Below are 12071 nucleotides of genomic sequence, written 5' to 3'. Positions count from 1 at the left end.
CTAAGAAATATACCCGCCAATGGAGTGAGTAATGCTGATCCCAGGCAAACCGGTAAAACCAGGCGCATGCGCCGACCCGTTGCGCACGCCACTGCAGGAGCGCGAGCTGCTGCGTGACCTGGCCCGCAAGGCCGAGGAGGAGTTGATGGGCCTGCAGATGGCGAGCATGGACGAGTTGACGCTGCTCTCCAACCGACACGGTTTTACAGCGCTGGCCCAACAAGGGCTGGATGTCTGCCATCAGCTGAAAAAGCCAGCAACGCTGCTGCTTTTCAATATTGATGACTTCAAACACATCAACTATCTCTATGGTCGTGCCGAGGGCGACAATGCCCTGAAAACCTTCGCTGATGTGCTGCGAATTGCCTTTCGCGAGAGCGACGTGATCGGCCGGTTGGGCAGTGACAAATTCGTCGCGTTGCTGACCGGCTCAAGCGTTGTGGAGATTCCCGCGATCAGGGCGCGACTCGAAGAAATACTCAAAGAGCGCAATGCCACGGTGCATCGCGGTTATGACATCCACTTCAGCATTGGACAAATCGAGTGCAACCCTCAGCTTCCCGGCTCGATCGAGGAGCTGATGGCACAGGCCGATGCGTTCACTTGGCAAACAGCTGAGCCACATCCTTGAATGCCTTGAACTCAAGCGCGTTGCCGCACGGATCGAAGAGAAACATCGTCGCTTGCTCACCCACCAAGCCCTGAAAGCGAATGCCCGGTTCGATCACGAATCGGGTGTCGAGGGCTTTCAACCGCTCGGCCAGCGCCTCCCATTCGTTCATCCCCAACACCACGCCGAAATGTGGCACCGGTACGTCATGACCGTCGACAGCATTGGTGTGCGCGGCTTCTTGAGAGGCATTTTTCGGCGCCAGGTGAATGACCAGTTGATGGCCGAAGAAGTTGAAATCGACCCAATGATCGCTTGAGCGACCTTCTTCCAGGCCGAACACTTGGCCATAAAAATTGCGCGCGGCGGTCAGGTCGTAAACCGGGATGGCCAAGTGAAAAGGGGAGAGTTGCATCGGATGTGCCTCGACTGTCTGGATTCAGACTGAGTTTAGCCCTGTGCTTTTTGATTAAAAGACGATAATTTTTGCATCGAGCTCAAATTATTTCGATCAATCGAGTACGCCATGCTGCGGGAACTGAAAACCTTCATTGCGGTGACGCGCTACGGCACGTTTGCGGCCGCCGGGATGCACATCGGCCTGACCCAGTCGGCCGTCAGCGCGCAGATTCGCAATCTGGAACACGCGCTGGGTATTCGTTTGTTCGACCGCACCGGACGTCAGGCGCTGCTCAATGCGGCGGGCCAACGGGCATTGCCGATGGCCAGGGAAATCCTGGAAACCTTCAGCCGCATGGCGGTCAGCGATGATGTCAGTGAGTATCGCGGCGAGTTGAAAATAGGCGCGGTGGCCACGGCCCAGACCGGACTGCTGCCCCAGGCGTTGCTGCGACTGAGGCAACAGGCGCCGTTGCTGGAACCGAAACTGGTGCCCGGTGTGTCGCTGAACCTGTTAAGTCAGGTGGACACCGGTGAGGTGGATCTGGCGATCCTGATCAAGCCGCCGTTCGAGTTGCCCAAAGAACTGTCAGCGCAGCTCATCCGCAAGGAACCGTTTGTATTGATCGTGCCAGCGGACCTTGAAGGCGATGAGCCGTTGCAGATCCTCGCGAGCCATCCGCATGTGCGCTACGACCGCAATTCGTTCGGTGGAAGACTTGTGACGCGGTTTTTGCGCGAGCAGCAGATTGATGTGCAGGTGGCTTTGGAGCTGGATGAGCTGGAAGCCATCGTGAAGATGGTTGAATGCGGGTTAGGGGTGTCGCTGCTACCCGAGGCGGGGCTCTGGCTCCAGTACGGGGCGAAGGTCAGGATCATCCCTTTGGGTGCGTTGACGTTCTACCGGGAGATCGTCCTGTTGCAGCGCTATAGCCAGCGCACACAGCCTATCCAGCAGCTGTTTGCGCAGTGTTTAGTCTGACGTCAAAGTCAAAAGATCGCAGCCTTCGGCAGCTCCTACATTGACCGGGGTCACCCATGTTGGCTGATGAACACAAATCCCCTGTAGGAGCTGCCGAAGGCTGCGATCTTTTGACTTCGCCCCCCCCATAAAAAACCCGCCTGAAGAGGCGGGTTTTTTAGTTGGCCGACTGAAGATTACTCTTCGAGGCTGCCCATGGCCGTGGTGTTGAAACCACCGTCCACGTACATGATTTCACCGCTGATGCCGGACGCCAGGTCCGAGCACAGGAAGGCGCCGGCGTTGCCGACTTCGTCGATGGTGACGTTGCGACGCAGCGGAGTTTGCGCTTCGTTGGCGGCCAGCATCTTGCGGAAGTTCTTGATGCCGGAAGCGGCGAGGGTGCGGATCGGGCCAGCCGATACGCAGTTGACGCGGGTGCCGTCCGGGCCCAGGGAGCCGGCCAGGTAACGAACGCCAGCTTCCAGGGAAGCCTTGGCCATGCCCATTACGTTGTAGTTCGGCATGGTGCGCTCGGCGCCCAGGTACGACAGGGTCAGCAGGCTGCCGTTGCGGCCTTTCATCATTTCGCGGCCAGCTTTGGCCAGGGCCACGAAGCTGTAGGCGCTGATGTCGTGAGCGATGCGGAAACCTTCACGGGTGGTGGCTTCGGTGAAGTCGCCATCCAGTTGGTCGCCCGGGGCGAAGCCGACGGAGTGCACGATGCAGTCCAGGCCGTCCCACTTCTTGCCCAGCTCAACGAAGACCTTGGCGATTTCTTCATCGCTGGCCACGTCGCACGGGAAGCACAGATCAGGGTTGGAACCCCAGCTTTGTGCGAACTCTTCGACACGACCCTTGAGTTTGTCGTTCTGATAAGTGAAGGCAAGCTCAGCGCCCTCGCGATGCATGGCGGCAGCGATGCCGGATGCGATGGACAGCTTGCTGGCGACACCGACGATCAGTACGCGCTTACCGGCGAGAAAACCCATGTGTTGCTCCTCTCTTTCAGGTTATTGCGCAGTGGCCGGGGCCAGGAAAGCGGCTTCCAGCAACTGCTGTGTATACGGATGTTTGGGGGCCGCAAAAATACTTTGCGCGTCTCCCTGTTCGACCACTTGGCCTTGCTTGACCACCATCAGCTGGTGGCTCAGCGCTTTGACGACAGCCAGGTCATGGCTGATAAACAGATACGTCAGGTTGTACTTGGTTTGCAGTGAACGCAAAAGCTCCACCACTTGGCGTTGCACTGTCCGGTCGAGGGCCGATGTCGGCTCGTCCAGCAGAATCAACGCCGGTTTTAGCACTAATGCCCGGGCAATGGCGATTCTCTGCCGTTGCCCACCGGAAAATTCGTGGGGGTAGCGATTCCGGGTTTCCGGGTCCAGACCTACCTCCTTGAGTGCCGCAATAATCGCTTGTTCCTGTTCTGCCTCGGTGCCCATCTTGTGGATCCGCAGGCCTTCGCCGACGATCTGGCTCACGCACATCCGTGGACTCAGGCTGCCGAACGGGTCCTGAAACACCACCTGCATCTGCCGACGCAGCGGTCGAACCTGTTGCTGCGTCAGGCAGTCTAGCTGCTTGCCTTCAAAACGGATGGCACCTTTGCTGCCGATCAGCCGCAAAATCGCCAAACCCAGTGTCGACTTGCCCGAGCCGCTTTCTCCCACAATCCCCAGAGTCTGGCCCTGAGGCAGGCTGAAATTGATTCCGTCCACCGCTTTGATGTGGTCGACGGTCTTTTTCAGAAAGCCTTTCTTGATCGGGAACCAGACTTTCAGGTCCTCGACCTGCAGCAACGGCGGGCCGATTACATTGGTCGCCGGTTTGCCGCTGGGCTCCGCTGCCAGCAGTTCCCGAGTGTACGGATGCTGCGGTGCGCGGAACAACTCTTCGCACGATGCCTGTTCGACGATGCAACCGCGCTGCATGACACATACGCGATGCGCAATTCTTCGTACAAGATTCAAATCGTGACTGATCAGTAGCAGCGCCATGCCCAACCGGGCCTGTAATTCCTTGAGCAATTCGAGGATTTTCAGCTGAACGGTCACGTCCAGCGCGGTGGTCGGCTCGTCGGCGATCAGCAGTTCCGGCTCGTTGGCCAGCGCCATGGCAATCATCACCCGCTGCCGTTGGCCGCCAGACAGTTCGTGGGGCAGGGCCTTGAGGCGCTTCTCGGGCTCCGGGATGCCGACCATCTCCAGCAGCTCCAGGGTGCGCTTGGTCGCGACTTTGCCGATCAGCCCTTTGTGGGTGCTCAACACCTCGTTGATCTGCTTCTCGATCGAGTGCAGCGGATTGAGCGAGGTCATCGGCTCCTGGAAGATCATCGCGATCCGGTTGCCGCGGATGTGGCGGATGGTTTTCTCTTTCAGGCTCAGCAGGTTTTGCCCGGAATACTCGATGGTCCCGGACGGATGCCGGGCGAGCGGGTAGGGTAGCAGCCGCAGGATCGAGTGAGCAGTCACCGATTTGCCGGAGCCACTCTCGCCCACCAGCGCCAGGGTTTCGCCGCGCTTGATATCGAAGCTCACGCCTTCGACCACTCGTTGAACGCGCTCGCCGACGACAAATTCGACGGCCAGGTCGCGCACTTCGATCAGATTGTCCTGATTCATTTCACTTCCTCGGGTCGAAGGCATCGCGAGCGGACTCGCCGATGAACACCAGCAAACTCAACATCAACGCCAGCACGGCAAACGCGCTCATGCCGAGCCACGGCGCTTGCAGGTTGGATTTGCCCTGGGCCACCAGTTCACCGAGGGACGGTGCGCCAGGCGGCAGACCGAAGCCCAGAAAATCGAGAGCGGTCAGGGTGCCGATGGCGCCCGTCAGGATGAACGGCATGAAGGTCATCGTCGAGACCATGGCGTTGGGCAGGATGTGGCGGAACATGATCGCTCCGTTTTGCATCCCCAACGCCCGCGCGGCGCGCACGTATTCCAGATTACGCCCTCGCAGGAATTCGGCGCGGACCACGTCCACCAGGCTCATCCACGAGAACAACAGCATGATCCCCAGCAGCCACCAGAAGTTCGGCTGGACGAAACTGGCGAGAATGATCAGCAGGTACAGCACCGGCAGCCCGGACCAGATCTCCAGAAAGCGCTGCCCGGCCAAATCCACCCAGCCGCCGTAGAAACCCTGCAAGGCCCCGGCAATCACCCCGATGATCGAGCTGAGAATGGTCAGCGTCAGGGCGAACAGCACCGAAATCCGGAAGCCATAAATCACCCGCGCCAACACGTCGCGACCCTGATCGTCCGTGCCCAGCAGGTTGTCGGTCGAGGGCGGTGCGGGTGCCGGGACTTTCAGATCGTAATTGATGCTTTGATAGCTGTAGGGAATCGGCGCCCACAGCACCCAGGCGTCTTTGGCCTTGAGCAGTTCGCGGATGTACGGGCTCTTGTAATTGGCTTCCAGCGGGAATTCGCCGCCGAAGGTGGTTTCCGGGTAACGCTTGAGCGCCGGGAAGTACCAACCGTTGTCGTAATGCACCACCAGCGGTTTGTCGTTGGCGATCAACTCGGCGCCGAGGCTCAGCCCAAACAGCAGCAGAAACAGCCACAGCGACCACCAGCCACGCTTGTTGGCCTTGAACAGTTCGAAGCGTCGGCGATTGAGAGGGGACAGATTCATCTCAATGCTCCCGGCTTTCGAAGTCGATGCGCGGATCGACAAAGGTGTACGTGAGGTCGCCGATGAGTTTCACCACCAATCCCAACAGGGTGAAGATGAACAGCGTGCCAAACACCACTGGGTAATCGCGGTTGATCGCCGCCTCAAAACTCATCAGCCCGAGACCGTCGAGGGAGAAGATCACTTCCACCAGCAACGAGCCAGTGAAGAAGATGCCGATAAACGCCGACGGGAACCCGGCGATGACCAACAGCATGGCGTTGCGGAACACGTGGCCGTAGAGCACGCGGTGATTGGTCAGGCCCTTGGCCTTGGCGGTGACCACGTACTGCTTGTTGATTTCGTCGAGAAAACTGTTCTTGGTCAGCAAGGTCATGGTCGCGAAGTTGCCGATCACCAGCGCCGTCACCGGCAATGCCAGGTGCCAGAAGTAATCGAGAACCTTGCCGCCCATGCTCAACTCATCGAAGTTGTTGGAGGTCAGCCCTCTGAGGGGGAACCAGTCGAAATAGCTGCCGCCGGCGAACACCACGATCAGCAGGATGGCGAACAGGAACGCCGGAATCGCGTAACCGACGATGATCGCCGAACTGGTCCAGACGTCGAAGTGGCTGCCGTGTCGCGTCGCCTTGGCGATCCCCAGCGGGATCGACACCAGGTACATGATCAGCGTGCTCCACAGCCCGAGGGAGATCGACACTGGCATCTTTTCCTTGATCAGGTCGATGACCTTGGCATCGCGGAAGAAGCTGTCGCCGAAATCCAGCGTCGCGTAGTTCTTGATCATGATCCACAAGCGTTCCGGCGCCGATTTGTCGAAGCCGTACATGTGCTCGATTTCCTTGACCAGCGCAGGGTCCAGGCCCTGGGCGCCGCGATAGGCGGAGCCCGCCACCGAGACTTCGGCACCGCCGCCGGCGATGCGGCTGGTGGCGCCTTCGAAGCCTTCGAGCTTGGCGATCATCTGCTCCACCGGCCCGCCGGGGGCGGCCTGGATGATCACAAAGTTGATCAGCAAAATGCCGAGCAAGGTCGGGATGATCAGCAGCAGTCGCCGAAAAATATACGCCAGCATCTGATTACTCCGTGCCCGCAGGGTCGGCTTGCAGTTTGGTTTCGACTTCTACCGCAGGTTTGGCATCGGGCTTGATCCACCAGGTGTTAATGCCGATGTCGTACTTGGGTGAGATTTTCGGGTGGCCGATGTGGTTCCAGTACGCCACGCGCCAGGTTTTGATGTGCCAGTTGGGGATCACGTAATAGCCCCATTGCAGCACGCGGTCCAGCGCGCGGGCATGGGCCACCAGACTTTTGCGCGAATCGGCGTTGATCAGTTGCTCGACCAGTTGGTCCACCACCGGGTCTTTGAGGCCCATGGAGTTGCGACTGCCTGGTTTGTCGGCGGCGGCAGACATCCAGAACTCACGCTGTTCATTGCCCGGTGAATTGGACTGGGGGAAGCTGCCGACGATCATGTCGAAGTCCCGTGAACGCACGCGATTGATGTACTGCGAGACATCGACCCGGCGGATGACCAGGTCAATCCCCAAGTCGCTCAGGTTGCGCTTGAACGGCAGCAGCACCCGCTCGAACTCGGTCTGGGCCAGCAGGAACTCGATGGTCACCGGTTTGCCATGGGTGTCGACCATCTTGTCATCGACGATCCGCCAGCCCGCCTCTTGCAGCAGTTGATAAGCTTTGCGCTGTTGGGCGCGGATCATGCCGCTGGCGTCGGTCACCGGGTTCTGGAACGCCTCGCTGAATACCTGCTCGGGAATCTTGCCGCGGAACGGGTCGAGGATCGCCAATTGATCGGCGTCCGGCAGGTCGCTGGCCGCCATTTCCGAATTCTCGAAATAACTGCGGGTGCGCACATAGGCGCCATTGAACAGTTGTTTGTTGGTCCACTCGAAATCCAGCAATAGCGTCAAGGCCTGACGTACACGTACGTCCTGGAAAACCGGGCGGCGCAGGTTATACACAAAACCCTGCATGCCGGTGGGGTTGCCGTTCGGGATCTGTTCCTTGATCAACCGGCCCTCGGTGACGGCCGGAATGTTGTAGGCGTTGGCCCAGTTCTTTGCTGCCATTTCGAGCCAGTAATCGAACTGCCCGGCCTTGAGCGCTTCCAGGGCCACGGTGTTGTCGCGGTAATAGTCGGTGGTCATCACGTCGAAGTTGTAGAACCCGCGGTTGGCCGGCAGGTCCTTGCCCCAGTAATCCTTGACCCGTTCATAGCGCACCGACCGCCCGGCCTTCACTTCGCTGACCTTGTACGGGCCGCTGCCCAACGGCATTTCCAGGTTGCCCTTGGTGAAATCGCGAGTCGCCCACCAATGCTTGGGCAACACCGGCAACTGGCCGAGGATCAACGGCAGCTCACGGTTGTTGTTGTGTTTGAACTTGAACAGCACCGTCAGCGGATCTTCAGCGACCACTTCCTCGACATCGCTGTAGTAACCGCGGTACAGCGGCGCGCCGTCTTTGATCAGGGTCTGGAAGCTGAACACCACGTCCTCGGCGCGCATCGGATGCCCGTCGTGGAAGCGCGCTTCGGGGCGCAGGTAGAAACGCACCCAGCTGTTGTCCGGGGCTTTTTCAATCTTGCCGGCGACCAGGCCGTACTCGGTGAACGGTTCATCCAGGCCCTGTTTGGCCAGGGTGTCGTAGATCATGCTGATGTCGTCGGCCGCGACACCCTTGTTGATGAACGGATTGAGGTTGTCAAAGCCGCCGAAACCGGCCTGACGGAAGATCCCGCCCTTGGGCGCGTCGGGGTTCACGTAATCGAAATGTTTGAAATCGGCCGGGTATTTCGGCGGCTCGTTGTACAGGGTCAGGGCATGTTGCGGGGCGGCACAGGCCAGCCCGGCGAACAACAGACCGCTGGCCTGCAAGAGCAGGGTGCGTACGGGTTTCATCGATCTTTCTCCGAAGATTTCAGCCACCAGGCGCTCAGGCCCAATGTGTAGGGCGGCGTGGTGACGAAGGCGAACCGGTTGCGGTAGGCCAGGCGGTGATAATTGAGGTACCAGTTGGGAATGATGTAGTGCTGCCACAGCAACACCCGGTCCAGGGCCTTGCCGGCGGCGACCTGTTCATCCTGTGTCTGGGCGGCGAGCAATTGTTCGAGTAAATGGTCGACCGCCGGATTGGCAATACCGGCGTAGTTTTTGCTGCCCTTGACCCCGACCTGGCTGGAATGGAAGTACTGCCATTGTTCCAGGCCCGGACTGAGCGTCTGGTTGAGGGTCATCAGGATCATGTCGAAGTCGAACTGATCAAGGCGTTGCTTGTACTGGGCGCGATCGACTGTGCGCAGCCGAGCGTCGATGCCGATGCTGGCGAGGTTCTCGACGTAAGGCTGAAGGATGCGCTCCAGGTTCGGGTTGACCAGCAGGATCTCCAAACGCAACGGTTGGCCAGCGGCGTTCTGTACGTGTTGGCCACTGAGCTTCCAGCCGGCCTCAGAGAGCAGGCTCAGGGCCTTGCGCATGGTTTCCCGGGGGATGCCGCGCCCTTGGGTCTGCGGCAGGCTGAACGGCTCGGTGAAGAGCTTGGCGGGCAACTGCTCGCGATACGGCGTGAGCATCAGCCATTCATGGCCGACCGGAAGGCCGGTCGCGGAGAACTCGCTGTTGGGGTAGTAACTCAAGGCGCGCTTGTAAGCGCCGCTGAACAGGGTGCGGTTGGTCCACTCGAAGTCGAACATCAGGCCCAGCGCTTCACGGACTTTGGTCTCGGAGAAGGCGGGGCGTCGGGAGTTCATGAACAGACCCTGGCTCTGGGTCGGGATCTGATGCGGGATTTGCGCCTTGATGACGTCGCCGCGTTGCACCGCCGGGAAGCTGTAGCCGTTTTCCCAGTTCTTCGCCTGGTGCTCGATATAGATGTCGAATTCGCCGGCCTTGAAGGCTTCGAACGCGACGTCGCTGTCGCGGTAGAACTCGACTTCCATACGGTCGAAGTTGTATTTGCCGCGATTGACCGGCAGGTCCTTGCCCCAGTAATCCTTGACCCGTTCGAAAACAATCCGGCGCCCTGGCTCTACCGATGTGATGCGATACGGCCCGCTACCCAGTGGCGGTTCGAAGGTGGTGGCCTTGAAATCGCGACCTTTCCAGTAATGCTGGGGCAGCACCGGCAATTCGCCCAGGCGCAGGATCAGCAACGGATTGCCGGCGCGCTTGAAGACGAAACGAATGCGCTGCGGATTGAGGATGTCGACCCGGGACACTTCCTGAAGGTTGGTGCGGTATTGCGGATGGCCTTCCTTGAGCAGCAAGCGGTAGGAAAACGCCACGTCATAGGCGGTAATCGGCGTGCCATCGTGGAAACGCGCTTCGGGGCGCAGGTTGAACACCACCCAGCTGCGGTCTTCGCTGTATTCCACCGATTGGGCGATCAGGCCATAGCTGGAGGTCGGCTCATCGCCGGACGGCGCGTATTGGCCGGTGCCGACCATCAACGGTTCGTTGAGCTCGTTGATGCCGTATTGCAGGAAGTTCGGTGTGGAAACCGGACTTGAACCCTTGAAGGTGTAGGGGTTGAGCGTATCGAAGGTGCCAAACGCCATCACCCGCAACGTACCGCCCTTGGGCGCTTGCGGGTTGACCCAGTCGAAGTGGGTAAATCTGGCCGGGTACTTGAGCGTGCCGAACTGCGCATAACCATGGCTTTCGCTGATCGTCGCGCTTGCGGGGGAGCTTAAGGCCAGGCTGATCAGGAGCAGGAGGAGGGGACGCTTCAAGTCAGGGATCCGATCCAGGCGGCTTGGGCTTTGTGGCCCGTACAGTAACAGCTTGTATCGACAGGAAAAAGACGGGTGCTGAAAGCGGTGTAGGGGCACAAAAAAAGATCGCAGCCTTCGGCAGCTCCTACCTGCGTTTACATCCGTAGGAGCTGCCGAAGGCTGCGATCTTTTTCGGTTTCACATCAATCAGCGTGGGGAAGCCACCGTCAGCATCTGACCAGGCTTCAGCGCCTGGCCAACACGTGGGTTCCAGCGCTTGAGGTGCTGCATTTCAACGTTGAAACGCTTGGCTACCATGTACAGCGAGTCGCCTTGCTTGACCTTGTATTGGGTCTGCTGTTTGTCAGCTTTACTGTTTGCTTTGCTGTTCGCTGCCACGACGGTGTTGACCCGACCGCTGCTGCGCTTGGCGGTGTCCTGCATGACCAGTGTCTGGCCGACCTTGAGGTCCTTGCCGGTCAGCTTGTTCCAGCGCTGCAGGTCCTTGATGTCGACCTTGTTGGCCTTGGCGATGGTGCCGAGGTTGTCGCCGCGTTTAACGCGGTAACCGCGTTTGAGACTGGCGAGTTCGGAGTCGTCCGAGCCTTCGAATACTGGCTTGAGCGGCTTCTTGCTGATCAACTCTTCAGGACGCATGGTCGACAGGCTGGCGGTCAGCAGCTGCGCCTTGGACGTTGGCACCAGCAAATGCTGTGGGCCATCGATGGTGGTGCGCTGCTTGAAGGCCGGGTTGAGCTGGAACAGTTCGTCTTCGTCGATGTTAGCCACCGCGGCGACCTTGGACAGGTCCATGCGCTGGTTGATTTCGACGACCTGGAAGTACGGTTCGTTGGCAATCGGGTTCAGGTTCACGCCGTAGGCTTCAGGTGCCAGCACCACTTGCGACAGGGCCAACAGCTTTGGCACGTAGGCCTGGGTTTCGGCCGGCAGCGGCAAGTTCCAGTAATCGGTCGGCAAACCGAGCTTTTCGTTGCGCTCGATGGCCCGGCTGACCGTGCCTTCGCCGGCGTTGTACGCCGCCAGGGCCAGCAGCCAGTCGCCGTTGAACATGTCGTGCAGGCGGGTCAGGTAATCCATGGCCGCGGTGGTCGAGGCGGTGATATCGCGACGGCCATCATAGAAACGGGTTTGACGCAGGTTGAAGTAACGCCCGGTGGAAGGGATGAATTGCCACAAGCCAACCGCGTCGGCCCGGGAATAGGCCATCGGGTTGTAGGCGCTTTCAATCACTGGCAGCAGCGCCAGTTCCAGCGGCATGTTGCGTTCTTCAAGGCGTTCGACGATGTAGTGAATGTAGAGGCTGCCGCGTTCGCCGGCGTTTTCGAGGAAGGACGGGTTGCTGGCGAACCACAGGCGCTGTTGCTCGATGCGCGGGTTTACGCCCAGGTTGTCCTGTAACTGGAAGCCCTGGCGCATGCGCTCCCAGACATCTTGTGGAATTTGTGGAGTCGGTTTTTCGCTGAGCCAGATAGGTTTCTGTTTGGCTCGAGCGGCGATGTTCGGAGTGTGTGTCGCGTCGGTCTGCGGCACATGGCTTGAGCAGCCCGCCAGAGTGGCGGACACAGCCACCGCGATGGCTTGAGCCAAGCGGGTCAATGCGTCTGAATTGATGGCTTTACGAATAGATGACGACATTGGCTGGAAGTAAGTTCCGGGCAAAAATGTCGGGCGATTCTAGAAAGCGCACCCCCTGCGGTCAACCA

At 59.4% G+C, this 12071-nt stretch carries 10 protein-coding genes; 2 read left to right on the top strand and 8 right to left on the bottom strand.

All coding sequences use genetic code 11. The features are described from left to right. The first annotated feature begins 31 nt into the window (after positions 1 to 31). The gene (locus tag EAH74_RS13530) at positions 32 to 631 is read left to right on the top strand and encodes a GGDEF domain-containing protein (protein ID WP_140679077.1); all 600 of its coding nucleotides are present in this window, start codon (positions 32 to 34) and stop codon (positions 629 to 631) included. Here EAH74_RS13530 and EAH74_RS13525 read toward each other — a convergent pair. Beyond that, a complete protein-coding gene (locus EAH74_RS13525; protein WP_140679075.1) occupies positions 600 to 1025 on the bottom strand; it encodes a VOC family protein in 426 nt (141 codons plus the stop codon). The genes EAH74_RS13530 and EAH74_RS13525 overlap by 32 nt on opposite strands. Positions 1026 to 1136: 111 nt before the next feature. Between EAH74_RS13525 and EAH74_RS13520 the strand changes: the two genes are divergently transcribed. Continuing rightward, a complete protein-coding gene (locus EAH74_RS13520; protein ID WP_140679073.1) occupies positions 1137 to 1991 on the top strand; it encodes a LysR family transcriptional regulator in 855 nt (284 codons plus the stop codon). A 176-nt stretch (positions 1992 to 2167) separates the two neighbouring features. On the opposite strand, the gene fabI is transcribed toward EAH74_RS13520, so the two are convergent. The 7 genes from fabI to EAH74_RS13485 form a co-directional block, all read right to left on the bottom strand. Further along, positions 2168 to 2962, bottom strand: coding sequence for an enoyl-ACP reductase FabI (fabI, locus tag EAH74_RS13515; RefSeq protein WP_008152082.1), 795 nt, complete (start codon positions 2960 to 2962; stop codon positions 2168 to 2170). 21 nt (positions 2963 to 2983) lie between these two features. Then, positions 2984 to 4594 (bottom strand): ABC transporter ATP-binding protein, encoded by a 1611-nt coding sequence (locus EAH74_RS13510; RefSeq protein ID WP_140679071.1) that lies wholly within the window; start codon positions 4592 to 4594, stop codon positions 2984 to 2986. A 1-nt stretch (position 4595) separates the two neighbouring features. Continuing rightward, positions 4596 to 5615, bottom strand: coding sequence for an ABC transporter permease (locus tag EAH74_RS13505; protein WP_123364351.1), 1020 nt, complete (start codon positions 5613 to 5615; stop codon positions 4596 to 4598). 1 nt (position 5616) lies between these two features. Then, on the bottom strand, positions 5617 to 6690 hold the full coding sequence (locus EAH74_RS13500; protein WP_056741785.1) for a microcin C ABC transporter permease YejB: 1074 nt from the start codon (positions 6688 to 6690) through the stop codon (positions 5617 to 5619). 4 nt (positions 6691 to 6694) lie between these two features. Then, positions 6695 to 8536 carry an extracellular solute-binding protein gene (locus EAH74_RS13495; RefSeq protein ID WP_140679069.1) on the bottom strand — a complete coding sequence of 614 codons (1842 nt, stop codon included), beginning with the start codon at positions 8534 to 8536 and terminating at the stop codon, positions 6695 to 6697. Next, on the bottom strand, positions 8533 to 10365 hold the full coding sequence (locus EAH74_RS13490; protein WP_140679067.1) for an extracellular solute-binding protein: 1833 nt from the start codon (positions 10363 to 10365) through the stop codon (positions 8533 to 8535). The genes EAH74_RS13495 and EAH74_RS13490 overlap by 4 nt, the downstream gene beginning before the upstream one ends. Positions 10366 to 10554: 189 nt before the next feature. Beyond that, complete coding sequence (locus tag EAH74_RS13485; protein WP_140679065.1) at positions 10555 to 12003, bottom strand: transglycosylase SLT domain-containing protein; 1449 nt, start codon at positions 12001 to 12003, stop codon at positions 10555 to 10557. Positions 12004 to 12071 lie beyond the last annotated feature (68 nt).

Source organism: Pseudomonas mandelii (genome assembly GCF_006438925.1).
Lineage (GTDB): Bacteria > Pseudomonadota > Gammaproteobacteria > Pseudomonadales > Pseudomonadaceae > Aquipseudomonas > Aquipseudomonas mandelii_C.
This window is presented reverse-complemented; position numbering and strand designations above follow the sequence as displayed.